The organism is Exiguobacterium sp. SH3S1 (assembly GCF_004337105.1).
GTDB classification, from domain to species: domain Bacteria; phylum Bacillota; class Bacilli; order Exiguobacteriales; family Exiguobacteriaceae; genus Exiguobacterium; species Exiguobacterium aurantiacum_A.
Genome location: NZ_SJUW01000001.1, coordinates 231713 through 258643, shown reverse-complemented (window position 1 = coordinate 258643; position 26931 = coordinate 231713). Strand labels below are relative to the sequence as shown.

Annotated in this window: 25 protein-coding genes and 1 other annotated feature; all 25 genes read left to right on the top strand. The window is 53.3% G+C overall.

Annotated elements, in window-relative coordinates; translation table 11 throughout:
• The first annotated feature begins 14 nt into the window (after window positions 1-14).
• The 25 genes from bshC to EVJ26_RS01195 all read left to right on the top strand — a co-directional run bounded on the left by bshC (window position 15) and on the right by EVJ26_RS01195 (window position 26931).
• Window positions 15-1571 (top strand): bacillithiol biosynthesis cysteine-adding enzyme BshC, encoded by a 1557-nt coding sequence (gene bshC / locus EVJ26_RS01315; protein ID WP_236633990.1) that lies wholly within the window; start codon window positions 15-17, stop codon window positions 1569-1571.
• 168 nt (window positions 1572-1739) lie between these two features.
• On the top strand, window positions 1740-2672 hold the full coding sequence (gene rsmH / locus EVJ26_RS01310; protein ID WP_131469620.1) for a 16S rRNA (cytosine(1402)-N(4))-methyltransferase RsmH: 933 nt from the start codon (window positions 1740-1742) through the stop codon (window positions 2670-2672).
• A 23-nt stretch (window positions 2673-2695) separates the two neighbouring features.
• On the top strand, window positions 2696-3058 hold the full coding sequence (gene ftsL / locus EVJ26_RS01305) for a cell division protein FtsL (protein WP_083273972.1): 363 nt from the start codon (window positions 2696-2698) through the stop codon (window positions 3056-3058).
• Window positions 3059-3096: 38 nt separating this feature from the next.
• A complete protein-coding gene (locus EVJ26_RS01300; protein ID WP_236633991.1) occupies window positions 3097-5205 on the top strand; it encodes a penicillin-binding transpeptidase domain-containing protein in 2109 nt (702 codons plus the stop codon).
• A 58-nt stretch (window positions 5206-5263) separates the two neighbouring features.
• Window positions 5264-6568: a UDP-N-acetylmuramoyl-tripeptide--D-alanyl-D-alanine ligase gene (locus tag EVJ26_RS01295; protein WP_201738305.1), complete on the top strand. Its 1305-nt coding sequence runs from the start codon at window positions 5264-5266 to the stop codon at window positions 6566-6568.
• A gap of 21 nt (window positions 6569-6589) precedes the next feature.
• Entirely contained in the window at window positions 6590-7549 is a 960-nt protein-coding gene (gene mraY / locus EVJ26_RS01290) for a phospho-N-acetylmuramoyl-pentapeptide-transferase (RefSeq protein WP_131456285.1), read from the top strand.
• A gap of 15 nt (window positions 7550-7564) precedes the next feature.
• Window positions 7565-8902, top strand: a complete 1338-nt coding sequence (gene murD / locus EVJ26_RS01285; RefSeq protein ID WP_236635472.1) for a UDP-N-acetylmuramoyl-L-alanine--D-glutamate ligase — start codon at window positions 7565-7567, stop codon at window positions 8900-8902.
• A complete protein-coding gene (gene murG / locus EVJ26_RS01280) occupies window positions 8899-9975 on the top strand; it encodes an undecaprenyldiphospho-muramoylpentapeptide beta-N-acetylglucosaminyltransferase (RefSeq protein ID WP_131469618.1) in 1077 nt (358 codons plus the stop codon). The genes murD and murG overlap by 4 nt, the downstream gene beginning before the upstream one ends.
• A gap of 13 nt (window positions 9976-9988) precedes the next feature.
• Window positions 9989-10759 carry a cell division protein FtsQ/DivIB gene (locus tag EVJ26_RS01275; protein ID WP_131456279.1) on the top strand — a complete coding sequence of 257 codons (771 nt, stop codon included), beginning with the start codon at window positions 9989-9991 and terminating at the stop codon, window positions 10757-10759.
• A gap of 228 nt (window positions 10760-10987) precedes the next feature.
• The gene (gene ftsA, locus EVJ26_RS01270) at window positions 10988-12277 is read left to right on the top strand and encodes a cell division protein FtsA (RefSeq protein WP_070327557.1); all 1290 of its coding nucleotides are present in this window, start codon (window positions 10988-10990) and stop codon (window positions 12275-12277) included.
• A gap of 47 nt (window positions 12278-12324) precedes the next feature.
• Window positions 12325-13470 (top strand): cell division protein FtsZ, encoded by a 1146-nt coding sequence (gene ftsZ / locus EVJ26_RS01265; RefSeq protein WP_070327556.1) that lies wholly within the window; start codon window positions 12325-12327, stop codon window positions 13468-13470.
• A 53-nt stretch (window positions 13471-13523) separates the two neighbouring features.
• A complete protein-coding gene (pgeF, locus tag EVJ26_RS01260; RefSeq protein ID WP_070327555.1) occupies window positions 13524-14285 on the top strand; it encodes a peptidoglycan editing factor PgeF in 762 nt (253 codons plus the stop codon).
• A complete protein-coding gene (locus tag EVJ26_RS01255; protein ID WP_070327554.1) occupies window positions 14282-14935 on the top strand; it encodes a YggS family pyridoxal phosphate-dependent enzyme in 654 nt (217 codons plus the stop codon). The genes pgeF and EVJ26_RS01255 overlap by 4 nt, the downstream gene beginning before the upstream one ends.
• A 23-nt stretch (window positions 14936-14958) precedes the next feature.
• Window positions 14959-15426, top strand: a complete 468-nt coding sequence (locus tag EVJ26_RS01250) for a cell division protein SepF (RefSeq protein WP_070327553.1) — start codon at window positions 14959-14961, stop codon at window positions 15424-15426.
• A gap of 4 nt (window positions 15427-15430) precedes the next feature.
• Entirely contained in the window at window positions 15431-15703 is a 273-nt protein-coding gene (locus tag EVJ26_RS01245; RefSeq protein WP_070327552.1) for a YggT family protein, read from the top strand.
• Entirely contained in the window at window positions 15704-16474 is a 771-nt protein-coding gene (locus EVJ26_RS01240) for a YlmH family RNA-binding protein (RefSeq protein ID WP_070327551.1), read from the top strand.
• An 18-nt stretch (window positions 16475-16492) separates the two neighbouring features.
• Entirely contained in the window at window positions 16493-17038 is a 546-nt protein-coding gene (locus EVJ26_RS01235; RefSeq protein ID WP_016509011.1) for a DivIVA domain-containing protein, read from the top strand.
• Between the two features lie 2 nt (window positions 17039-17040).
• Window positions 17041-17261 (top strand) — a binding site (T-box leader).
• A 49-nt stretch (window positions 17262-17310) separates the two neighbouring features.
• Window positions 17311-20037 (top strand): isoleucine--tRNA ligase, encoded by a 2727-nt coding sequence (gene ileS / locus EVJ26_RS01230; protein ID WP_131440331.1) that lies wholly within the window; start codon window positions 17311-17313, stop codon window positions 20035-20037.
• Window positions 20038-20096: 59 nt separating this feature from the next.
• Window positions 20097-20570, top strand: a complete 474-nt coding sequence (gene lspA / locus EVJ26_RS01225) for a signal peptidase II (protein WP_070327549.1) — start codon at window positions 20097-20099, stop codon at window positions 20568-20570.
• Entirely contained in the window at window positions 20570-21481 is a 912-nt protein-coding gene (locus EVJ26_RS01220; RefSeq protein WP_131469617.1) for an RluA family pseudouridine synthase, read from the top strand. Before lspA ends, EVJ26_RS01220 begins: the two co-directional genes overlap by 1 nt.
• 192 nt (window positions 21482-21673) lie before the next feature.
• The gene (pyrR, locus tag EVJ26_RS01215; RefSeq protein WP_070327547.1) at window positions 21674-22207 is read left to right on the top strand and encodes a bifunctional pyr operon transcriptional regulator/uracil phosphoribosyltransferase PyrR; all 534 of its coding nucleotides are present in this window, start codon (window positions 21674-21676) and stop codon (window positions 22205-22207) included.
• A gap of 49 nt (window positions 22208-22256) precedes the next feature.
• Window positions 22257-23558 (top strand): uracil-xanthine permease family protein, encoded by a 1302-nt coding sequence (locus EVJ26_RS01210; protein WP_070327546.1) that lies wholly within the window; start codon window positions 22257-22259, stop codon window positions 23556-23558.
• Window positions 23559-23688: 130 nt separating this feature from the next.
• Window positions 23689-24594, top strand: coding sequence for an aspartate carbamoyltransferase catalytic subunit (locus EVJ26_RS01205; RefSeq protein WP_131456267.1), 906 nt, complete (start codon window positions 23689-23691; stop codon window positions 24592-24594).
• Window positions 24591-25871 carry a dihydroorotase gene (locus EVJ26_RS01200; RefSeq protein WP_131456265.1) on the top strand — a complete coding sequence of 427 codons (1281 nt, stop codon included), beginning with the start codon at window positions 24591-24593 and terminating at the stop codon, window positions 25869-25871. The genes EVJ26_RS01205 and EVJ26_RS01200 overlap by 4 nt, the downstream gene beginning before the upstream one ends.
• The gene (locus EVJ26_RS01195) at window positions 25849-26931 is read left to right on the top strand and encodes a carbamoyl phosphate synthase small subunit (RefSeq protein WP_131469616.1); all 1083 of its coding nucleotides are present in this window, start codon (window positions 25849-25851) and stop codon (window positions 26929-26931) included. Before EVJ26_RS01200 ends, EVJ26_RS01195 begins: the two co-directional genes overlap by 23 nt.

Here is a 26931-nt window from a genome sequence, read left to right as displayed (position 1 = left end):
GGAAGTCGTTATACGTGAGGATAGAGTCGCTAGACGCCATGTACAGTCCATCTTCCCCGATGATCCAAATCGAAGCGGGATATACGAAGTGGCTGGACTATAAAGGAATGGACGAGCTCGAAGCTCGAGCGAGCGAGCTTGAAGGACGCTCATACCCGCATCTGGAATCGTTAGCAGAGATTCTTCGGGCGCAACAGACGGTTCACGGTCCGCTCTCGGACGTGCTTGACTCAAAACTCGACGCGCTCGCGAAAGGCGAGGCGTTCACGATTGTGACCGGACAGCAAGTCGGCGTCTTCGGGGGCCCGTTGTTTGCGGTGTATAAGCTGTTAACCGTGCTCAAACGAGCGAAACAGGCGGAGGCCGTGCTCGGTAAGCCGGTCATCCCGATTTTTTGGATGGCGACCGAGGATCATGACTTCGCCGAGATCAACCATGTGTACGCCCCCCAGCCGTTGTCACGGCAACTGCGGAAAGAAGCGTTATCGACCGTTCCGCTCGCAGGGAAAGCATCGGTCGGAGAACTCGAATTCGACCGTCTCAAAATCGAACTCGTCCAAATGTTGCAACGTCTGTTCGTGTCGGAGACAGAGACTGTCCATACGGCGACGCTTTATCGTGAGCTTGTCGCCTTACTCCAAGCGAGTCATTCGTTCGCACAATTTTTTGGGAAGATGATGCGACGTTTCGTCGGGAACGATTTTCTCCTGTTCGACCCGCATCAGCCTGACGTACGTCGGCTCGAACGTGAGGCGTTCAAACAGTTGATCGTGCAACACGACCGCATGCACGAAGTGCTCCGCGACTCATTCGAGGACGGCATGCCGTCCGTAGAACTGAACCGCGATGCGGCCCACGTGTTTTATCATGACGGGACGCGTGAATTGTTGACGAAAGAACGAGATGTCTTCACGACGAAACGCGGTCACCGCTTCACGGAGGCGGAACTGTTACACGAAATTGACGAGCATCCCGAACGGTTCTCGAATAACGTCGTCTCCCGGCCGCTCATGCAAGATTACTTGTTCCCGACGCTCGCATACGTCGCCGGTCCGGGTGAAATCGCCTATTGGCTCCAACTTCGTCCGTTGTTTCATGTATTCGGTTGGAAGATGCCGTTGTTGATCCCGAGACTTGGCGCTGTTGTCATGTCGACGAACGACGAGAAAAAACTCGCTCAAGAAGGGACCACGCTCGTCGATTACTTGACGAATCCGCTCCCGGACCATTCGTTCGATGACGAGTCGTTTGACCAAAGTCTGTATGCCTACCGCACGCTGTCTGAAGCAATCGGGCATGAGGCAGGAAAGCGCGGGCATCGCTTTGAGACGAACGCGCGGCATATCCTTGACCGTCTCGCTGACGAGATGCGGGCCGAGGCGAAGCGCGAGCAGTATCGTTTGAATCGACGCCGGATCCATCTGTCGACACGCTTGCTGCCGATGGACGCACCGCAAGAGCGGATCTGGTCGATGGTCCCACTGATGAATCGTCACGGAGACGATTTATTCGTTCGGTTACGCGCCGCCTATGAACAGGCGGAATGGGAGCGCTGTTTAGTCAAAATCTGATTGTGAAATCGTAAATGATCGAGGTTCTCCACTTGTTTGGAGAACCATTTTTTGTTTGTTACCTTTTTGTTTCCTATTTTCGCTAAAAACCAATGCGTAGCTTGACATTTTTATGATAAAGTAAATGTAATAAACTAGTTGAAAAATGTAGGTTGAGAGGGTTTTTGTATGTTTGAGCATGAAACGGTTTTAAAAATGGAGTCTGTTGATGGACTGAACATCAAACCGGACGGAAATTACGTCGATTGTACGTTAGGGGGAGCCGGTCATAGCGAAGAGATTGTGAAACGCCTGACGACGGGCCATCTTTACGCCTTCGACCAGGACGATGTCGCACTCACGCACGCCGCTGAGCGTTTGGCTCCATATGAGGACCGGGTTACGTTTATAAAGAGCAACTTCGTCCATCTGAAAGATGAGTTAGCGGCACGAGGTGTGACACAAGTCGATGGAGTATTATTTGACCTCGGTGTCTCTTCACCACAGTTAGATGAGGCAGAACGCGGCTTTAGCTATAATTTTGATGCTCCGCTCGATATGCGAATGGACCGGTCACGAGATTTTTCGGCGTATCACGTCGTCAACGAATGGCCGTTCGGGGACCTCGCCCGCATTTTCTTTACATACGGGGAAGAGAAGTTCTCGAAACAGATTGCGCGTAAAATCGAACAAGCCCGTGCCGTCAAGCCGATTGAGACGACGTTCGAACTCGTCGAATTGATTAAAGACGCAATTCCGGCGCCGGCGCGACGCAAAGGCGGCCATCCGGCGAAACGGACGTTCCAAGCGATCCGCATCGCTGTGAACGACGAATTGAACGTGTTCGATCGTGCCGTCCAAGACGCGATTGACATGCTCGCCATCGGTGGACGGATTTGTGTGATCACGTTCCATTCACTTGAAGACCGCATCTGTAAGCAGGTTTTCAAAGAGAAGAGCCAGTATCCACAGTTGCCAAAAGGATTGCCGATTATCCCAGAAGAGTTCGAACCGGAATTGAAGCTGATCACACGCAAGCCGATCACTGCCGGAGATAACGAACTTGAAGACAACCGCCGGGCCCGGTCGGCCAAACTTCGGATCGCTGAAAAACAAAAATAGATTGTACGTAGGAGGGATACCTGATGCCAGAAGCTGCCCGCAAGGCTCTGCAGCCTCAAATTTCACCGAATCGAAATCCGATTCCGCAAGAACGACCAATACCAGCTCCGAAACGACGTACGTTGACCTTGTTCGAATCCATCCTGTACCCGACGATGATTTTCTCGGTCGTCTTGTTCGGTGGCATCACGGTGTCGAAACATAACGAAGCGTACAATATTATGCGAGATACGGCTGTCATCAACCAAGAGATGAACACGATCTCGAAAGAGAATGAAGAACTGAAGTATGAGATTGCCCAACTAAGCTCACCTGAGAGAATTTATGCGATTGCTGACAAGCTCGGCATGCAGTTCAATGAAAAGAATGTTTTGGTGATCGACTGATGAATTCTCTACAACAGAGTAAAAAAAGAGTGGCGTGGGTGGCGATCGTTTGCTTCACACCACTCTTTTTATTTTTTGTTGGCTGGTTCCTCTACTTGTCCGTCTTTCAGACGTACAAAGGGGAGAACATGCTCGCTTTCGCTGAAGAAGAGCGCTGGAAGGCTGTCAGTACACTTAAGGCGGAGCGTGGAGAGATTTTTGATCGGTTCGGGCAACCGATTGCGATCAATATCCCGTCCTACCGGATTGTCGCGGTCTTGAAGTTAGGGGGAGAGCGGGTCGAAAACAAGACGCTCTTGCCTGACGAGTTCAAGGACGCGTCTAAAGAGCTTGCGACGGTCATCCCGATGACCGAAGCCGATATTTTGAAACGGCTCGAACAAAATGTCGATCGCGGTCAAATTGAGTTCGGGGTACCGGGCCGGGATTTGACGGTCGAACAAAAAGAAGCGATCGATGCGTTTGAGATTCCGGGCATCACGTTCGTGGAAGAACCGAAACGCTATTACCCGAATAAAGTCTTTGCTTCATCCGTCGTCGGCTACGCCCAAAAGATTGATCAAAATGGGCGCATCGAACTCGTCGGAGAACTTGGAATCGAAAAATCGCTCAATGACGTGCTGAGTGAATCGTACGGTTTATATCGTTTCGAGAAAGATTTAGCAGGCCGACAGCTCGTGTCGAGCGATGAACAACTAAAAATCGACCCGGAAGACGGGGCGGACGTCCAGTTGACGCTCGATCATCGCATCCAACAACTGCTTGATACGAAAATGGATGAACTGTATAAAGAATATAAACCGAAAAATGCGACGGCGATCATCATGGATCCAAAGACTGGTGAGATCATCGCCTTGTCCGATCGTCCGTCTTTTGATCCGAATACCCGTGAGATCACGTCTTACAGCAACTTCTCTGTCTCATCTCGCTTTGAGCCGGGTTCGACGATGAAAATCTTCACACTCGCCGCAGCGATCAATGAAGGTGTTTACAACCCGAACGAGCTGTATAAATCCGGGTCTTACAAGTATGGCAAGACGGTGTTCAATGATTATAACGTCACTGGATGGGGTACGATTCCTATGGTGGAAGGCGTCTGGCACTCTTCGAACGTCGCCTTCTCGATTTTAGCGAATGAACGACTCGGACTCGGCCGATACGAAGATTACTTCAAGGCGTTCAAGTTCGACCAACGAACAGGCGTCGATTTGCCGGGAGAAGTGAACAGTCAATACGACTTCGATAGCCCGATGAACGTGTTGATCACAGCATGGGGACAATCGACGGCGATGACACCGATGCAAATCCTACAAGCGACTTCCGCGATTGCGACCGATGGGACGATGAAACAACCGTACGTGATTAAAAAAGTCGTCAACCGTGAAACGGGCGAGACGATTCGGACGACCAATCCGAAAACTGTCGGTCAACCGGTCACGGAAGAAACGGCCAAGCTGACACGCGAAGCACTCGACGGTGTCGTCAATAGTGATCTCGGAACCGGTCAACTGTATGCGCTCGATAATTATCGCGTCATCGGAAAAACCGGGACGGCTCAAATTGCCGAAAATGGGAAGTACTTGAGCGGTCAGTACATCCACTCGTTCGTCGGAATGGCACCGAAAGATGATCCGGAACTCGTCATGTATATTGCGGTCGACCGACCGAACGGCGACTCGTCGACGACGGGTCCGCGCATCATGGCGCCGCTGTTCAAGGATGTCATGGACGTGGCGTTGCGCTATCGAAGCGTCGAACCGGAAAAACAAACAAAAACAATCGATGCGTCGACGAAGACGACGGAAACATACGTCGAGCTTGGTCGTGATGAGGCGGTCAAGCAGGCGAAAGCCGCTTCGTTCGAACCGATCTTACTCGGTAGCGGGGACGATGTCGTCGCTCAAAGCCCGGTCGAAGGGCAATCGTACGTCGTCGGGGAGCGCCTCCTGTTGAAGACGGAGGACTCGTTCACGATGCCGAACCTATCAGGCTGGTCGCTTCGTGATGCGAAACGATTGGCGACGCTCTATCAATTGAATTTAGAAATAGACGGAACGGGTTTTGTCACTTCCCAGTCAATCGGGAAAGGCAAGCCGGTCAAGAACGGGGCGACACTCAAAGTGAGGCTCCAATCACCGTCGAACTAACGCATAGGGATGAAGAGGGCCTCGGCTCTCTTTTCCTTTGTCACAGGAGGAAATAAGGATGGAACAGTTAACGATACAAACACTTGCTTCTTGGTTTGGGATGGAGACGGACGACACACGTGAGGTCCGTCATGTCGCGACCGACTCGAGGGACGGTAATGAGGACGGATTGTTCGTGCCGATCATCGGGGCTCGCGTCGATGGCCACGACTTCATCGATGCGGCCGTCCAAAAAGGCGCAATCGTGACGTTTTGGGAGCAGGGGCGTCCGCTGCCGGAAGGGGTTGTGGCGATTCCGGTCGAGTCACCGCTAAAGGCGCTGCAAGAAGCGGCGGCACGATACTTGGCTGAAATCGATCCGTTCGTGGTCGCGATCACCGGTTCAAACGGCAAGACGTCGACGAAAGACATGGTTGCCGTCGTTCTCGGGGAAAAGTTCAAAACGCACAAGACGGCTGGAAACTTCAACTCGGACGTCGGTCTGCCGCTGACCGTACTGCGAATGCCTCGTGATACGGAAGTCGCGGTGCTCGAGATGGGGATGAACGGATTTGGGCAAATCGAGTTGTTATCGAAGCTTGCCAAGCCTGACGTCGCGTTCGTGACGAACATCGGCGAGTCGCACGGCGAACAAGTCGGCGGTCGCTCAGGGATCGCTAAAGCGAAACTTGAGATTAAAGCCGGGCTCAAACCGGACGGGGTGCTCATCGTCGATGCCGACGAGCCGCTTTTGGCCAACGAAGGTTACCGAGTCGGTTACGACGCGACGGCAGATGGGAAACTTGAAGTCGTCGAAGCGACGTTTGACGCCTCGATTTTCCGCTATAATCACGAGTTTTATGAGTTAAAAGTGCTCGGAGCCCACCAAATCCGGAATGCGGCATATGCGATTGCGTGCGGACTCAAATTAGGTCTTGATCACGAGACGATCCAACGCGGTCTGAATCGGGTTCAATTGACATCGATGCGGATGGAGAAGCAAATGTTCGGTGACGCGCATTTGATCAATGACGCCTACAATGCGAGCCCGACATCGATGATTGCCGCCATCGAGACGGTGAAAACGTTAGAAGGCTTTAGCCGTCGTGTCCTCGTCCTCGGGGATATGTACGAACTCGGGACAGATGAACAGGCCCAGCACGAGAGTGTCGGCCACGTCATCACGGCGCCTGTGACCGATTGCGTGCTGATCGGCGACAAAGCGAAATGGATCGCACAAGGGATCAGTGACCCGCGCGTGAATGTGACGATGGTCCCAACGGTAGAGGAAGCGAAAGCACTCCTCAGCAGTTATCAACGGCCACAGACTGTGATATTGTTAAAAGCATCGCGAGGACTTGCGCTTGAGCGCTTAGTCCAATAAATAGAGTAGTGAGGTACGAATATGTTAATCAGTTTAATCGTCTTAATCAGCTCATTATTGACCGTATTGGTCGTCATGCCGCGGGCCATCCCGGCACTTCGTAACTTAAAGTTTGGTCAGGAGATCCGGGACGAGGGTCCGGATTGGCATCAAAAGAAATCAGGGACACCGACGATGGGCGGGATCGTCATCCTGCTCGCACTTCTTGTCGGCTTTCTCGTTTCGATCGTGTTTGGAGAAGCGGTCGCCGGATTCGGGACGCTCTTGTTCGTCACGCTCGCGTTCGGGATCATTGGATTCCTCGACGACTACATTAAAGTCGTCAACAAACGTAACCTTGGATTGACATCGCTCCAAAAGTTGATTGGCCAAATCATTGTCTCGGTGTTGTTCGTTTGGTTCTTATCGCTTGGCGGCGGGCTCGACACAACAATCAGCATTCCGTTCACATCGATCGCGTTTGACACGGGCTGGTTCTACATCGCCATCGTCATCTTCTGGCTCGTCGGCTTCTCGAACGCCGTCAACTTGACGGACGGTTTGGACGGTCTCGTTTCGTTCTCGGCCATCCCGACGTTTGCGTTCTTTGGAATTTATGCGTTAGGGCAAGACGAAGTCGGCATCGCCTGGTTTGCGTTTAGTACGGTCGGAGCACTCTTTGGGTTCCTCGTCTTTAACAAATACCCGGCGAAAATTTTCATGGGTGACACGGGTTCGCTCGCTTTAGGCGGAGCGGTCGCTGGTCTCGCCCTCATGTTGAAACTTGAATTATTACTCGTCTTCGTCGGTATTATTTTTGTCATCGAGACGCTCAGTGTCATCTTGCAGGTCATCTCGTTTAAAACGACGGGGAAACGAATCTTTAAGATGAGTCCGATCCACCACCATTTCGAGATGGTCGGCTGGTCAGAATGGCGCATCGTATTGACGTTCAGTGGAATTAGCTTGATCACGGCAGTATTGTCGTTACTTCTCATGTAATGGATGGTGGAAGACATGAATCAACAGTGGAATGGTAAGCGAGTCCTCGTACTCGGGGCGGCTCGGAGCGGTATCGCAGCTGCCGCCTATTTAAAGGCGGTCGGCGCAGACGTAGTGATCAATACGGGCAGTGAGCCAACAGAAGCAGAGCGGGAAAAGATTGAAGCGCTAAACGTAAAAACTGTCTTCGGCTCGCATCCGCTTGAACTGTTAGACGAAGCTGAACTGATCGTCAAGAATCCGGGTATCCCTTATCAGATCCCGTTACTAGAAGAAGCGATTGCGCGTCACATCCCGATTTATACGGAAGTCGAGCTCGCTTATTTGGCAACAGAGGCAGATTTTGTCGCCATCACCGGGTCGAACGGTAAAACGACGACGACGACGCTCGTCCATGAGCTGTTAAAAGGTGGCAAACGTCCCGTCCACGTAGCGGGGAACATCGGGTTTCCGGCCATCGAAGTCGCGACGCAAGCCGCGCCGGGCGACCTGATCGTGATCGAACTATCGAGCTTTCAGCTGATGGGAGTGGAAGCGTTCCATCCCCGCTCGGCAGCACTGCTCAACTTGTCAGAAGCCCATCTTGACTATCACGGGGACTTTGAATCATACGCTGACGCGAAAGCGAATCTGTTCCAAAACATGACACCTTCAGACCGGGTCGTCGTCAAAGGTGAGGATCGAGAAGTCATGAAGCGAGTGCCGACTGGACTTTCAGCTCAAACGTTTGGCTATGAAGCCGGTGACGCGCATGTCGATTCAGGATGGATCACTTTGCATGGCGCACGGATCATGCCGGTGTCAGAACTTGCGCTTGGAGGCGCCCATAACGTCGAGAACGTATTGGCCGCGCTCTTGTTGATCGAGCCGTTTGACATCCCGACTGATCATATCGAGCACGTCTTGCGCACGTTCGGCGGCGTCGCCCATCGGACGGAGAGCCTCGGCCGTGTGCTTGGCCGAAGTGTCTACAACGATTCAAAAGCGACGAACAACGTCGCTGCCGAAGCGGCGCTCACTGGTTTCGAATCACCAATCGTTTGGTTATGCGGCGGGCTCGAACGTGGAGCCGACCTGACATCACTCGTTCCGGCGATGAAACGGGTGAAAGCTGTCATCGCTTACGGCGAGACGGCTGAACGGTTCAAAACGTTAAGTGAATCAGAAAATATTCCGGCGCAAGCCGTCGCCACGCTCGACGAGGCGGTGCCGCTCGCGTTTGAACAGTCCGTTGCAGGCGACGTGATCTTGCTGTCGCCGGCCTGTGCGAGCTGGGATCAATATAAGACGTTTGAAGAACGAGGCGAACATTTCGTCAAGCTCGTGAACGCATATGAGGAGGCAAACCGATGAGAGTTATCATTTCTGGTGGAGGGACGGGTGGTCACATCTATCCGGCGCTCGCCCTGCTCGATACGTTGAAAGAGCGGCATACCGATTTAGAGGTGCTCTATATCGGGACCGAGAACGGGCTTGAAGCCGATCTCGTACCGCGAGCGAGTATCCCGTTCAAATCGATTCGAATCAGTGGCTTGAAACGGTCGCTTTCGATTGAGAACGTCAAGACGGGTTATCGGTTCGTCCAATCGGTTCTCGCATTACGAAAAGACATGAAAACGTTCCGACCTGACGTCGTCATCGGAACGGGCGGTTTCGTGTCCGGGCCTGTCGTCTTCACCGCACAACTGCTCGGTATTCCGACGATTTTGCATGAACAAAACAGCATCCCGGGACTGACGAATAAGTTTTTGTCTAAAAAAGCGGATCGTGTCGCGCTGTCGTTCGCCGGTTCTGAACAACATTTCCCAGGGGCGAACGTGCAAGTCATCGGGAATCCACGGGGTAGTGAGGTCTTGAAGACAACGGCAGACGAGATGAAACTGCGCACCGAGTACGGGATTGACGAACGACCGATTGTTCTCATCTATGGCGGCAGCCGTGGGGCGGAAGCGATCAATCGAGCGGTCATCGAGGCGATCCCGGAACTCGCGACTGAACCTGTGAACGTCTTATATGTGACCGGAAAAGTGCATTTTGACGATGTCGTCGCCAAAGCGCCGAGCTCAGATAACGTCCAAATCTTGCCCTACGTCTACGATATGCCAGAACTCCTCGCCTGTGCGAGTCTCGTCGTCTCACGGGCCGGTGCTTCGACAATCTCGGAATTGACTGCGCTCGGTTTGCCGAGCATTTTAATCCCGAGCCCTTACGTGACAGCGGATCATCAGACGAAAAATGCGTCGGCGCTCGTCGAGAGCGGTGCCGCTGAACTGATTAAAGAGCAAGCATTGACAGGCGCCACGCTCGTCGCGTCGATCCGTCACGTCTTGAATCACCATGACGAGATGGCCGCAGCGTCGAAACGATTAGGATTCCCGCACGCCGCGGAATCACTCGCCGATCTTGTTGAAGAAGTAAGCCGATAAAGGAGAGAAGTTAATGGAGACGCGTCAGAATACCGTTCGCAGTTTGGAAGATCGTATTCCGTATATGAAGGACCAACGGCGCAAAAAAGCGAATCGACGCTTGGCGACGATTCTACTCTTGTTTGCCGTGCTCATCGCACTCGTCGTCTATATGCAGACGTCGGTTTCTGACGTGAAGGCAGTGAATGTGTCCGGACTCGACTGGTTGACTGAAGCTTACGTCCTTGAGGGAACGGATCTCGACACGTCTTCAAAGATTGTTCGCATCTCTCCGAACGACATCGAGCAGACGATTCGCGCACTCCCGGGAGTGCGGGACGTCAAAGTCGATCGGTCTTGGTATAACATCGTCACCGTGGACATCGAGGAAGAGAAGATGATCGCCTACTCGCGAAACGACTCAGAAGAAGTCGTCGTGCTCGCAGACGGATCACTTCACCCGACCGGACAAATCGATGATCCGGAGAAGTTGCAGGATGGTCCGCTCTTACGTGAGTTCACGGACGTCGCCGAGCTCGAGAAAGTGGCAAGTGAACTCGAGCAAGTCGATGACGCGATGCGGGCCCGGATGTCTGAAATCGTCTTTTCGAAAAAAAAGGATGAACCAGTCCGGTATGAGATTTATATGAACGATGGAAACACGTTGCTCACACCGACGTTCAAACTGAGCCAAACCGTCTCAAAATACGGGGATATCTTTGAAAACATCCCAAAAGGTCAACGCGGAACCGTCGTCATGGACGGAGGCTTTTATTTCGTCCCTTACGAAAAAACGAAAGAATAATCTGATTTTTTACAGTCCTTAGACACGTAAGGACTGTTTTTTTATGGTTTGTAATCGAATTGACACCCCAAAACCGCTTAATTTGTAGGATTCTACCTTTTCTCACTATGTTATTTGTTGTAAACTTAGACGTGAGATATCTTGCCGGACCTATCAATATTTTTGGATATCTGTAACAATGTAACGGAAATTCAGAAACAGAAATTTAAGCGCGGAGGTGTTTCCCTTTTGGAAGCGAACGGTTATGTTGCCGCATTGGATATAGGAACGTCAGAAATTAAGCTCGTCGTGGGCGAATTGCTCGGAGGAACGCTTAACATTTTGGCGGAGGGGTGCGCCCCGTCTGCAGGAGTAAAACGTGGCGCCGTCGTCGACATCGATAAAACGGTTCAAGCCATTAAGCAAGCCGTCGAACATGCCGAAGCGGCGCTCGGTGATCAAGTTCGTTCGGTATATGTTGCCATCGAAGGGGAACATATCCAAATTGCCCCGTGTCATGGGATCGCATCGGTGAAACGAGAAGACCAAGAGATCACGGACGTCGACGTCATCGAAGTCATCAATTCGGCGCAAGTGATGCGTTTGCCGGATGAGATGAGCGTCATCGATGTCATCCCGACGTCGTTCACAGTCGACCAACAGACAGGGGTCGTCGATCCCCGTGGTATGCTCGGCTACCGGTTAGAGATGCACGGAAAAATGGTAACGGGTTCAAAAACGGTCCTACATAGCATCCGTCGTTCGATTGAACGGGCAGGCCTTACGCTAGAAGGATTTGTACTCGGTAACTTGGCGCTCGGAATGAGTGCTGCTTCCGTCGATGAAATCGACCTTGGGATCGGCCTCGTCGACATCGGACACGAAAAGACGACCGTCTCTGTATTTTATCGCGGTGATCTCGTCTACTCGTATATCCTCCCAGTCGGCGGGGACCACATGACGCGAGACTTGGTATATAAACTCAACTGTAAGTACCAAGACGCAAAAGTGGCGAAAGAAGAATACGGACTCGCGCTCGAAGAAATGGCGGACGCTTCTGAAGGATTCTCATTCACGAATATTAATGGGGAAGTGGCATTCGAGCCACAAACAGAAATTAGTTACGTTTTAGAGGCGCGAATAGAGGAAATGTTCACACTCGTGTTGAATAGAGTGCAAAAGGTAGGTGTTCCACCGCTCAGCGGAGGTTATCTCCTCTGTGGCGGAGCGGCTGCCTTGCCTGGCATCCAGGAATTGGCGACGCGCGTCATGGGTCAAAAGACAAGACTCTACCAACCTTCGTCGATTGGTGTCAGACATCCGAAATACGCGACGGCTGTCGGCGTTCTCAAGTATGTGCTCATGAGCGACCATCATGTCTCGAAGTCGCAACTTGAGAAGCCAGATGAGCGCGTGACTGTTCCGACACCAACTGGCGGGACAGAACGCGACATCGATCGTGATGACGAGCCTGAAACAACAGAGCGCGAATCTAAAAATGGATTCGGGCGTTTAATGGAAAAATTATTTGGCGTGTAAGCTGATGATGTGTTAACAATTGGAAATTACGTAGGGGGATACCTGAAATGATGTACTTTGATGAGGCGATTGACGCCGTAGCAAAAATTAAAGTAATTGGAGTCGGTGGTGGTGGTTCAAACGCCGTCAACCGAATGATCGAGCACGGAGTGCAAGGTGTCGAGTTCATCGCGGTCAATACAGACGCACAAGCACTCAATATGTCGAAAGCGGACGTCAAGCTTCAGCTTGGCGCTAAATTGACACGCGGCCTTGGTGCCGGTGCGAACCCGGACATCGGTAAGAAAGCGGCTGAAGAAAGCCGTGAGCAATTGATCGAAGCACTTGACGGTGCCGATATGGTCTTCGTCACTGCCGGTATGGGTGGGGGAACAGGTACGGGCGCTGCACCAGTCATCGCTGAGATTTCAAAAGAAATCGGAGCGCTCACAGTCGGTGTCGTCACGAAACCGTTCATGTTCGAAGGACGCAAACGGATGCAGCATGCGCAACACGGAATCCAAGCGTTCAAAGAAAAAGTCGATACACTCATCGTCATCCCGAACGACAAGTTGCTTGAAATCGTCGAGCGGAACACGCCGATGATCGAAGCGTTCCGCGAAGCGGATAACGTGCTTCGCCAAGGTGTCCAAGGGATCACAGACTTGATCGCCATCCCTGGTTTGATCAACCTTGACTTCGCCGACGTGAAAACGATCATGACGGAAAAAGGATCGGCGCTCATGGGTGTCGGTGTGGCGACTGGTGAAAACCGTGCCATCGAAGCAGCGAAAAAGGCGATCTCATCTCCACTGCTCGAGTCTTCGATCGAAGGCGCGAAAGGTGTCTTGATGAACATTACAGGTGGACTCAGCCTCAGCTTGTATGAAGTAACAGAGGCTGCTCAAATCGTTCAAAGCGCCGCTGATGAAGAAGTGAACTTGATCTTTGGTTCGGTCATCAACGAAAACTTGAACGAGGAGATCATCGTCACTGTCATCGCGACTGAGTTTGCGGAAGAGTCACAAGGCACGAACCCGTTCCTTCAGCAACCGAAGAAACAAGCGGAGCCTGAGGCGAACAAAGAAGTTCAACCGAAACCGACTGAACCTGCTCAACAAGAAGAAGGGAACTTCCATAGACCAGTCTATGGTGGGGACGTCCCAGACGAGACGATCAACATCCCAGCGTTCGTAAGACAACGCCGTAACTAAACAACAGGGGGGGCCGTTCTCGGCACCCCCTTTTTCTAAAAAAGGAGACTGGTATGCAACTCATACATACATGGGAAACCGAGGCGTATCGCTATCTGGCTTATGTGACGACGCGGACGGATGGACACAATGAAGGCAATGTCGGTCTGCACGTCGGCGATGACGCGGAACAAGTCATTGCCAACCGGGAACGTTTCTTCACCGAAGCAAACTTGTCGCTTATCGATTCGGTTTGGGCCGATCAAGTGCACGGGACGCGTGTCGCGACCGTCGACGAAGCGGACAAGGGCAAAGGCGCCTATCGATACGATGAGGCGATTCAAGCGACTGACGGACTCGTCACGACCGCTACCGATTTGCCACTCGCTCTCGTGTTCGCCGATTGCGTCCCGTTGTTCTTTTGTGCGAAAGATCACGGAATCATCGGCATGGCTCATGCCGGATGGAAAGGGACGGTCGGAAACATCGTGTCTTCGATGGCGGACGCATTCGCTCGGCTCGGGGTTCCGGAACACGACATCGAGATGTACGTCGGACCGGCCATCACGGCCGAGCATTATGAAGTCGACCGCCGTGTCCTCGATGCCGTCAATGCCGTCTCGCCCGAAGCATATGCGGCCTCGGTGTATAACGAATCAGAACGTCATGCGAATCTGTCATTGCAACGAGTCAATGAGACACTCGCTGTCGAAAGAAACATGGACGTCACGCAGTCGAACTTGTCGACCGCTTCCGATCGAGACTTTTTCTCGTATCGGAACGGAGACGCCAAGCGTCGATTTGCCGCCGTCCTCGTCAAGGAGAAGAAATTGTGAGCATAGCTGATAACGTCAAACAAGTGAGACAGAATATTGAGAACCTTCAATCGGAAACAGCGGTGACGCTCATTGCGGTCACGAAGTCGGTCGGTGTCGACGTCGCGAACGCGCTTTACGCAGAAGGTGTCCGTGATTTCGGTGAGAACCGTCCGGAAGGCTTGCTCGAGAAAGTCAATGCGATGCCGTCGGACGCCAAGTTCCATTTTATCGGCAGTCTACAGACGCGCAAAGTGAGACAAGTCATCGATCATGTTGCCGCAATCCATTCGCTCGACCGATTATCGCTCGCCGAAGAGATTGACAAACGGTCCGACCGTGTCATCGATTGTTTCGTCCAAGTGAACGTATCGGGCGAGACGTCAAAACATGGGCTTGAAAAAGAGGAAGTCATCCCGTTCATCGAGAACTGTAGACAGTATCGCCATATTCGGGTCATCGGACTGATGACGATGGCTCCGTTCACAGAAGATGAAGGTGTGATCCGTGAAACATTCCGTGCTTTACGCGAATTGCGCGACCGCGTCGCGGCAAATCGCTTCGAACATGCACCATGCAACGAATTGTCGATGGGTATGTCTAACGACTACGAGTTGGCAATCGAAGAAGGCGCATCGTTTGTTCGTATTGGGACCGTACTTGTGCAATAATATATTCTAAGGAGGAATCCGTTATGTCAATCAAAAACAAAATGAAAGACTTCTTTGGACTTGAGGAAGATCCGAATCACGCGTATGAAGGGGAAGAGTATGCTGTCGCAGAGACGAACACTCAACCGACGACTGATGCGCTCGTCAAAACCGAGGAGCGTCCGAAACCATCGAACAACCTCGTCGCGCTAAACACGAAGAAGAAAGAACGTTCGAAAGTCGTTCTTGCTGAACCGCGCGTCTTTGCCGAGGCACAAGATATTGGCGACCAGTTGAAAGAAAATCGTGCCGTCATCGTCAACCTTCAGCGCATGTCGAAAGAGCAGTCTCGTCAAGTTGTAAACTTCTTGTCGGGTGTCGTTTACGCCCTAGAAGGAACGATGACGTCGATTGGACATAACACGATTCTATGTGCTCCGAACAATATCGAATTGACTGGATCGATTTCGAATTTGATTTCGGAGGACGAACTAAACAGTAAAGGGTGGTAAATGAATGGAAAATGCGATCCCTGCATTAGGCAATACGATTGTTACGCTTCTTGGATATTATAGTTGGGTCTTGATTGCCTATATTTTATTATCGTGGTTCCCGAATGCGAGAGAATCAAAATTCGGACAAATTTTGACATACTTGTGTGAGCCGTTTCTTAACCCGTTCCGTCGGATCATCCCGCCAATCGGCGGTATGCTCGACATTTCTCCAATCGTCGCCCTGTTCGTGCTTCGTATGGCGCAAGCAGGAGTGCGAGCGATTTTCGGTCTGTAAATGAGCGTCTTCGATCATTATCGACCGAATGAACGCCCGTTTGTCGAGCAAGTGCTCGACTGGGTGCGACAAGTCGAGGACAACTACTTGTTTAAATTGACGGATTTTTTAGACCCACGTGAGCAACAAATCGTCAGGCAACTCGTTGGCAAACGGCTCGCCATCTACGAGGACGGCGGTTTCCCTGGAGCTGAGCGGAAACGGCTTTTATTGACGCCCGACTACTATGAGCTCGACGTGAACGACTTTGAAGTCAAGATTCTTCAAATCGATTATCCGACGAAGTTTGTCGACTTGACCCACCGCCAAGTGACAGGCACGCTTCTTAACGCGGGCCTGAAGCGGCAAAAGTTTGGCGACGTTGTCCTCGCTGACGGGATCGCTCAGTTCGCGACGACGGCTGATGCGGCTGGATTCATCGAAATGAACGTGGATCGCGTCGGCAAAGCCCGGGTGCGGTTGTCTGATGTGCCGGCCGCATCGATTTTGACCGTCCCAGAAGTCAAATGGAGCGACGAGTTTGGCATCGTCTCCTCACTCCGCTTTGATGCGGTCGTGAGCGAGGTGCTCGGTCTGTCGCGCCAGAAAGCACAGGCGCTCGTCAAACATGGTGACTGCAAAGTCAATCATAAAGCGATCACGGACGCGAGTTTTTTACTCGAACCAGACGATTTGGTTTCAATCCGGGGTTACGGTCGTGTCAAATTGACGGCAATCCTCGGCTCGACAAAGCGTGAGAAAATAAAAATCCAGTATGGCATCATACGTTGAATTTAGGAGGAAAGTCGAATGGCGTTGACACCGATTGATATTCATAACAAAGAGTTCTCGACTCGTTTTCGCGGGTACGATATCGATGAGGTCAATGAATTTTTAGATCAAATCATTAAAGAGTTTGAGCTATTGATTCGTGAAAATAGAAGGTACGAAGAACTCGTCAACGATATGCAAGCCCGTATTGACTACTTCTCCTCGATGGAAGACACATTGAATAAATCGATTATCGTCGCACAAGAGGCGGCAGAAGAAGTCAAGACCAATGCGGCCAAAGAAGCCAGCCTCATCTTGAAGCAGGCTGAACGCGAAGCGCTCGCCCGAGAAGAGGAAGCGTCGCGTAAAGAGCAGATGGCAGAGCGTGAAGTCATTCAAATGTTGAAAAAAGTCGAACTGTACCGGACCCGGTTCCGTGTTCTCGTCGACGCACAGATGGAACTTCTAAATAGTACCGAATGGGACACGATTGTCGGAGAGCCGCCTGTCCAGACGGTTCTTGACGATACGAGTGAACTTGCGTATAATGACGACGAAGTCACACCAAACAAACATCACGGATAATAAACAATACGTTGATTAGGACACGTCAATAAAGTCACACCTACGAAGCGACTTAGGGAAGGTGCAAGCCTAAGAGAAAGACTTTATTTGGTATCCCCTATGAGTGTCATGCTGAATTGAGTAAGCGTGACCGCTTGACCTCGTTATCGGTTACCGAGAGCGGTCTCAAGGTCTACTTGAGATTAGTAGGGTGGTACCGCGAGTCGATGAACTCGTCCCTATTTAGGGGCGGGTTTTTTTTGTTTTTCAAAAAAGATGCAGGAGGAGTTTCAATGAACTACAAAGACACATTATTGATGCCTGATACAGAATTCGCGATGCGTGGAAATTTGCCGAAGCGCGAGCCAGCAATGCACGAGGCTTGGGAGCAGATGGACTTATACAACCGCGTTCAAGAAAAGAATGCAGGAAAGCCGCAATACATTCTACATGACGGACCTCCGTACGCAAACGGTGACATCCATATGGGCCATGCACTCAACAAAGTGTTAAAAGACATCATCGTCCGTTTCAAGTCGTTGAACGGCTATCAATCACCGATGATCCCAGGTTGGGACACACACGGTCTTCCGATCGAGAACGCGCTTCAAAAAGCAGGCGTCAACCGTAAAGAGATGACTGTCGCCGAGTTCCGCGAAAAATGTGCCGCTTACGCGATGGAGCAAGTGAACTCACAACGTGAACAGTTCAAGCGTCTCGGACTGCTCGCTGACTTTGACAATCCATACATCACGCTCCAGCCTGAATATGAAGCGGCGCAAATCCGCCTGTTCGGCACGATGGCTGAAAAAGGATACATCTATAAAGGGAAAAAACCGGTCTATTGGTCACCGTCTTCTGAATCGGCACTCGCTGAGGCGGAAATCGAGTACTATGACAAAAAATCACCAGCCATCTATGTGGCGTTCCAAGTCGTCGATGGCAAAGGCGTCCTCGGGACGACCGACCATTTCGTCATCTGGACGACGACACCGTGGACGATTCCGGCCAACCTCGGGATCGCTGTCAGCGATGAGCTGACATACACACGGATCGAGCATGATGGCAAAGGGTATATCGTTGCCGAGACGCTCGTCGAAGAAGTGACGACAGCACTTGGCTGGGATGAGTACTCAGTGAGCGGATCTTGGAACGGACGCGAGTTCGAACACATGACGGTACAGCACCCGCTTTACGACCGGACGTCACTCCTCATCCTTGGCGACCACGTCACGGCTGAAGCGACAGGCTGCGTCCATATCGCACCTGGCCACGGGGAAGACGACTACCGTGTCGGCCAAGCGTACGGACTTGACGTGTTGTGCCCGGTCGACGACCGTGGGTATATGACGGACGAAGCACCAGGTTTTGAAGGACTGTTCTATGAAGATGCGAACAAAGAGATCGGCATGAAGCTCGAAGCAAATGGCAACTTGTTGAAGCTCAAATTCATCAAGCACTCGTACCCGCACGACTGGCGTACGAAAAAGCCGGTCATCTTCCGGGCAACACCGCAATGGTTCGCTTCGATCAAAGACTTCCGCAGCGACATGTTGCGTGAGATCGAAGAAGTGAACTGGGTACCGGAATGGGGCATGACGCGCCTGTTCAACATGGTCCGTGACCGTGGCGACTGGGTCATCAGCCGTCAGCGGGCATGGGGTGTGCCGATCCCAATCTTCTACGCAGAAGACGGAACGGAAATCATCACGAACGAAACGATCGACCATATCGCCAACTTGTTCCATGAGCACGGATCAAACGTCTGGTACGAGCGCGAAGCGAAAGACTTGTTGCCATCCGGCTTCACACATCCGAACAGTCCAAACGGCGAGTTCCGTAAAGAAGTCGACATCATGGACGTCTGGTTCGATTCAGGTTCGTCACACGCAGGCGTGCTCGAACAGCGCGACAACTTGCGCCGTCCGGCCGACCTGTACCTAGAAGGTTCGGACCAATACCGTGGTTGGTTCAACTCGTCACTGTCGACTGCAGTCGCGACGACCGGCAAAGCACCGTATCGCAACGTCCTCAGTCACGGCTTCGTCCTTGACGGCGACGGCCGGAAGATGTCGAAATCGCTCGGCAACACGATTGCACCGAACGACCTCGTTAAACAGTACGGCGCTGAAATCGTACGTCTTTGGGTCGCGTCTGTCGACTATCAGTCAGACGTCCGCGCCTCGCATGACAACTTTAAACAAGTGTCAGAAGTATACCGGAAGATCCGTAACACGTTACGCTTCTTGCTCGGTAACTTGAACGGGTTCGATCCGTCGATGCGCGTCGCGTTCGAAGACATGCCGGAAGCCGACCGCTTCATGGCGACGAAGCTGAAACAACTTCAGACGAAAGTCGTCAAAGCGTACGATACGTTCGACTTTATGGCTGTTTACCACATGAGCCACAACTTCTGTGTCAACGAGTTGTCGTCGTTCTATCTCGACTTCACGAAAGACATCCTCTACATCGAACGTGAAAACGATGCGCGTCGTCGTGCCGTTCAGACGGTCATGTATGATGCAGTCATCACGTTGACGAAACTGCTTGCCCCGGTCCTCCCGCATACGGCGGACGAAGTCTGGCAAGAAATCCCGGCCAAGACGGCGGATAGCGTCTTCTTGTCGGACCTTGAAGAAGTGGCGCCGCTCACGGAAGCAGAGACGGAATTACTCGCGAAATGGTCGAAATTCCTCACGTTCCGCGACGACGTCTTGAAAGCGATCGAGATCGCCCGCGGCGAGAAGTTGATCGGGAAACCGCTCGAAGCGAAACTTCAGGTCGCGCCGAAGGGTGAGACGAAAGCGCTGCTCGACACGATCGATAACGTTCGTCAACTCCTGCAAGTGTCACAACTCGACTACGTCGATACGGCCGACGTCGACTACGCGACGGCGAAGATCAGCGTCGCGAAAGCAGACGGTGCCGCTTGTGCCCGTTGCTGGACGTACTCGACCGAACTTGGTCAGAACGCAGATCATCCAGAACTTTGCCCGCGCTGTACAGAAGTCATCGCATGAGCCGGACCGGAGTGGCGCACAGTCCACTCCGGTTTCTTATGACTTGAAAGGAGAATTTGATGAAACGTTATTACGGATTAGCAGTCGTTCTCATTTTGCTCGACCAAGTGACGAAATGGATCGTCGTCCAGACGATGACGATCGGTCAATCGATCGAATTGATCCCGGGATGGCTCTATTTGACATCGTACCGCAACAGAGGCGCGGCCTGGGGCATGCTCGAAGGACAGATGGTGTTCTTCTTCGTCGTCACCGCCGTCGTTGTCGTCGGTCTGATCTACTTCTTGCATAAAGAAGTGAACGGGTTCAAACTGCTCGGCTACAGTGTCGGCTTACTGCTCGCCGGAGCGATCGGCAACTTTATCGATCGTCTGTTCCGGGGCGAGGTCGTCGACTTCGTCGACACGTACCCGTTTGGCTACAACTTCCCAATCTTTAACGTCGCCGATATGGCACTCACGTTCGGGGTCATCTTTATGATCATCGGCGTCTTGTTCGAAGAAAAATTAAACAAAGAAAGGGGACAATCGTAATGGAAACTTACACATTTGTCGCCGAAGAAAAGGCACGGATCGATAAATGGATGAGCGAACGAAGTGACTGGTCACGTTCGCAAATCCAAGACTGGATCAAGGCGGGGGACCTGCTCGTCAACGGTCAAGTCGTGAAGCCGAACTATAAACTGCAAGAAGGGGACGAAGTCGTCGTGACGGTGCCAGAAGCCGTCGAACTCCAAGTCCTCGCCGAAAATATTCCGCTCGACGTCGTGTTCGAGGACGAGGATGTCATCGTCGTCAACAAAGCACGTGGCATGGTCGTGCACCCTGCGGCCGGTCATACGTCTGGCACGCTCGTCAACGCGCTGTTGTATCACTGTGACGACCTCTCAGGCATCAATGGGGTGAAGCGTCCGGGTATCGTCCATCGCATCGATAAAGATACGACGGGACTGCTCATGGTCGCGAAAAACGATATGGCGCACGAGTCACTCGCGCAACAGTTGAAAGACAGAACGATCAAACGTGAATACGTCGCACTCGTCCACGGCGAGCTCGTCCATGAGCTCGGATCGATCGAGGCGCCGATCGGGCGCGACACGAACGATCGTCAGCGCATGACGGTTACAGACAAGAACGCGAAAGAAGCGGTGACACACTTCCGTCTGCTCGAACGCTACAAAGACTTCACGCTCGTCGAGTGCAAGCTCGAGACAGGACGGACGCATCAAATCCGTGTCCATATGCGCTATATCGGCCACCCGCTTGCCGGAGACCCGAAATACGGACCGCGTCGGACGATCGATTTGAACGGGCAAGCGCTCCATGCAGCCACGCTCGGCTTCCATCATCCGCGGACGAACGAATGGCTCGAGTTCGAGGCGGCACTCCCGACCGACTTTGAGGCAGAGCTCGCAAAATTGGACAAAATCGAGAAAACACGTTGACTTTCAACCGATTCAGATTTATAGTCTAGAAAGCATAACACCTTTAAACCCAGTCCAGAGAGGCTGTGAAAGGATCGTGGCCGCGGCCACAACCGTCTATCATATACGGCACTCGTTTGCCTTCGTGAAGACTTCCTTTCCAGCCGGATGAGGAAGTCTTCTTTTTTTATAGATTACGAGAGGAGGAATCATATGAAACGCTCGACCATACTAGACGAAGCCGCGATCCGACGCGCCTTGACGCGAATCGCCCATGAAATCATTGAACGCAACAAAGGAACGGACAACGTCGTCCTCGTCGGGATCAAAACGCGCGGTGAGACGCTCGGCGACCGACTCGCCCATCGCATCGAAGAAATCGAAGGAAAACCGATCGCGCTCGGTAACTTAGACATCACGCTCTACCGGGACGACCTATCGAAGAAGTCGCTCGACCCAGAAGTGAAAGCGACCGAACTCCCGCACGACATCAATGGCAAGACGGTCGTCCTCGTCGATGACGTCCTGTACACGGGACGGACGGTCCGGGCCGCGATGGACGCACTCGTCGACCACGGCCGGCCGGACTACATCCAACTCGCCGTCTTGATCGACCGGGGACACCGCGAGTTGCCGATTCGCCCAGACTTTGTCGGGAAAAACGTCCCGACATCGAAAACAGAACAAGTCGTGGTCCGACTCAGTGAAGTCGACACGACAGACGAAGTGTACATCCAACAGCAATAAATCCAAAACCTTTAAGGTGGTCCAGAGAGGCCAGGAAGGAGAACTATTTATGAAAAACCCCATCCTCAACATCCACGAGCGTCCCGCTCACTTGCCGCAATGGCTGCTCTTCAGCCTGCAACACGTCTTCGCCATGTTCGGAGCGACGATCTTAGTCCCGATTTTGACCGGACTGAACACGTCCGTCGCCCTCGTCGCTTCCGGTGTGGCCACGCTCTCATTCCTAGTCATCACCCAATTCAAAGTCCCGACGTATCTCGGGTCAAGTTTTGCCTACATCGCACCGATCATCGCGGTCAGCCAGCAATGGGGCGTCGAAGCCGCACTGTTCGGCGGTATTATCGCCGGTTCGGTCTACGGTGTCGTGTCGCTCATCATCTTTAAGACGGGCGTCGGTTGGTTGTTACGACTGTTGCCGCCGGTCGTCGTCGGCCCGGTCATCATGGTCATCGGCTTATCGCTCGCACCGGTCGCCATCGACATGTCGATGAACCGCGACGGAGCGTATAACGGCACGTTCATCACGGTCGCCCTGCTCACGCTCGGCATCACGATCCTCGCGATGACAAAGTTAAAAGGAGTATGGGGCGCGGTTCCGATCTTGTTCGGCATCGTCGGCGGATACGCCATCGCCGCCATGTTCGGCATCATCGACTACTCGGCCATCGGTCAAGCGAGCCTGTTCCAACTGCCTGACTTCACGATGGTGTTCGTCGACTACATGCCGATGTGGCAAGTCGGGGCACTCCTTGCCATCGTCCCGGTCGCGCTCGTCACGATGACGGAGCACATCGGCGACCAAATGGTCACGTCGAAAATCATCGGACGCGAGACGATGAAAGATCCAGGCCTGCACCGGACGCTCCTCGGCGACGGCGTCGGCAAAGCCGTCGCCTCAGCGCTCGGTGGACCGCCGTGTACGACGTACGGTGAAAACAACGGGGTCATGGCGATCACGAGAGTGTACAGCGTCTACGTCATCGCGGGAGCAGCACTCATGGCCATCAGCTTCGGCTTCCTCGGTCACGTCGAGGCGTTCATCTCGACAATCCCGAATCCGGTCAAAGGCGGTATCTCGATCCTCTTGTTCGGTGTCATCGCCTCGAACGGACTGCGGACGATGGTCGACAGCAACGTCGACCTCGCCGAGAAACGCAACCTCATCATCGCCTCGGTCATTCTCGTCGTCGGCCTCGGCGGGGCGATGGTCCAACTCGGCAGCTTCCCGGTCCAAGGGATGGCGCTCGCGACGGTCGTCGGTATTCTTTTGAACGCGGTGTTGCCGAAAGAAGAAGTCGAACCGGCTTCGGTCGATACAACTGAAGAAACGAAACAGGCAAGTAACTTTTAATTCGATCCCGTGAGGTCGGCAAAGTGAAGGCTCGTTTATTTGGGTGCAGTCTACCCAAATGAAGGCGTCCCTTCACGTAGGTGAAGAGACGCCTTTTCTCTTTGCCTTCAAACAAAAGGAGGAGACGAACATGAATTTGATCAAACAACAACCGAACCATTTTGTCAGCTTAGATACGCTCACCCTCGAAGAGATCATGGGGATGATCGAAGAGTCGCTCCGCTACAAACAAGGGGACATGCCGCCGCTGTTTGACGGGAAGACGGTCGCGAACTTGTTCTTCGAAAACTCGACGCGGACGAAAAACTCGTTTCAAATGGCCGAGCGGCACTTGAACATCCAAGAGATCCCGTTCGACGTGGCGACGTCGTCGGTGACGAAAGGCGAGACGTTATACGACACGTGCAAGACGCTTGAAGCGATCGGGGTCGACGCGCTCGTCATCCGCCATCCTGAAGCGGGATACTACCATGAGCTCGTCAGCAAGCTGACGATCCCAGTCTTAAACGGCGGGGACGGGAGCGGGGAACACCCGTCACAGTCACTGCTCGACCTCGTCACGATTTATGAAGAGTTCAAGACGTTCGAAGGCTTGAATATCGCTATCTGCGGCGATCTCGTCCATAGCCGGGTCGCCCGCTCGAACGCAGGCGTGTTGAAACGGCTCGGAGCGAACGTCGTCGGTTGTAGCCCGGAATCGTGGTGGGATGGTTCGATGGGGCTTTCGCACCGCGACCTTGATGACATCTTACCGGACTGCGACGTCGTCATGTTGCTCCGCGTTCAGCACGAGCGCCACATTATGGGCGACATCTTTTCTAAAGAAGACTATCATGCGCGCTACGGCTTGACGGTCGAGCGGGTCGAGCGGATGAAACAAGGCGCCATCATCATGCATCCGGCCCCGGTCAACCGGGACGTCGAGATCGCCGGCAGTTTGATCGAACATCCGTCATCGCGCATCTTTCCACAGATGACGAACGGTGTTTACGCACGGATGGCCATCTTAAATCGAGCATTAGGGGGACAACAATGATTATTCAACACGCAACGTGGTATGACGGGAAGACGAAACGGACGAGCAATCTGTTGATCGAGGGCGGTACGATCCGTTCGGTCGATTACGACGGGACGACCGAAGGACACGAAGTGATTGACGCTAACGGGAAGCTGTTGATCCCAGGTCTCGTCGACGTCCACGTCCATTTGCGCGAGCCGGGTGGCGAGGCGAAAGAGACGATCAAGACCGGGACGGCTGCGGCTGCGGCCGGAGGGTTCACGACGATTTGCGCGATGCCGAACACACGCCCGGTCCCAGACGACCGGGCGACGCTCGATGACTTGCTCGCACGGATCGAGCGTGACGCCAGCGTCCGCGTGCTCCCGTACGCGGCGATCACGAAACGGCAGCTCGGGGTCGAGCAAGTCGATATGCCGTCACTTGCGGACGCGTTCGCGTTCACAGACGACGGGGTCGGCGTCCAGTCGGCGGCGATGATGCGTCAGGCGATGCGGGAAGCGAAACGGCTTGGGAAAGCGGTCGTGGCCCATTGCGAAGACAATACGCTCAAGGCCGGTTCGGTCCATGAAGGGAAGTTTAGTGAGACGCACGGCATCCAAGGCATCCCGAGTCTCGCCGAGAGCATCCATATCGCTCGTGACGTGTTGATCGCCGAAGAGACAGGCTGCCACTATCACGTCTGTCACGTGTCGTCACGTCAATCGGTCCGCGTCATCCGTGACGCCAAACGGGCCGGGATCCACGTCACGGCGGAAGTGACACCGCACCACCTCGTCTTATCGGAAGACGACATCCCGGGGTTAGATCCGAACTTTAAGATGAATCCGCCGCTACGGAGCCAAGACGACCGCGCGGCGTTGCTCGAAGGGCTGTTCGACGGGACGATCGATTTGATTGCGACCGATCACGCCCCGCACACGGCTGAAGAGAAAGCACAAGGGATGGAGCGCGCCCCGTTCGGAATCACCGGATTCGAGACGGCGTTCCCGCTCCTTTACACGACGTTCGTCAAAACGGGACAAATGGAAGAGGCGGCGCTCATCGACTGGATGACGAGACGACCGAGCGAGGTGTTCGGTCTGCCTTACGGCTTGATTGAGGTCGGCCGGGCGGCGGACCTCGCGCTGATCGATACGGAGACGTTGCGTCCGGTCAACCCGGCGACGTTCGCGTCAAAAGGGAAGAACACACCGTTCGCTGGGAAAAGACTCACAGGTTGGCCAGTCGTGACGATCGTGGCCGGAGAAATCGTATATAAGGGGAGATTCGATGAAACGAACATTATGGCTTGAAGACGGGACAGCATTTGTAGGCAAGGCGTTCGGTGCGAACGCCGAGACGATCGGGGAAGTCGTCTTTCAAACGGGAATGACCGGCTACCAAGAGATTTTATCGGACCCGTCTTATTGTGACCAGCTCATCGTGCTGACGAATCCACTCATCGGAAATTATGGCGTCAACCGTGAAGACTTTGAGACGACCGTCCCGATGGCAAAAGCGCTCATCGTCAAAGAGGCGTGTGACTTGCCGTCGAACTTCCGCTCGACGGCGACGTTGCCGGAGACGCTCGAACGCTTCGGGATACCAGGTCTAGAAGCTGTCGATACGCGCATGTTGACGCGTCACCTTCGTTCACGCGGCGTCATGCGCGGCGTGTTGATCGACGGTGAGTCGACGTGGGCAGACGTTTCGATGCGCTTTGAAGCGAGCTTCCCGACCGATCAAGTGGCACGTGTCTCGACGAAACGGGCTTACGTCAGCACCGGGAGCGGCCGCCGGATCGCCCTCATCGATTTCGGGACCAAACTCGGAATCATGCGTGAATTGTTGAAGCGCGACTGTGAAGTCGTCGTCTTGCCGCACGACGTGACGGCTGAAGAAGTGATGCGGTATGAGCCGGACGGGGTCATGCTCTCGAACGGACCAGGCGACCCGAAAGACGTACCGACGGCGCTCCCGCTGATCGAAGCACTCATGCCAAAACTCCCGATGTTCGGGATCTGTCTCGGCCATCAGTTGATTGCGCTCGCGAGCGGTGCCAACACGTTCAAGCTTCCGTTCGGGCATCGTGGTGCCAATCATCCTGTCCTCGAGCTTGAGACCGGTGCTGTGACGATCACGTCACAAAACCACGGCTACGCCGTCGACGAGACGTCGCTCCTTGAGACGCCGCTCATCGTGACGCATCGCGCCGTCAACGACGGGACGATCGAAGGCGTCAAACATTTACATCATCCGACGTTCTCGGTGCAATATCATCCGGAAGCGGCGCCAGGACCATATGACGCCAACGACTTATTCGACCGCTTTATGACACTCGTCAACGAAAACAGACAGAAAGTAGGAATGTGA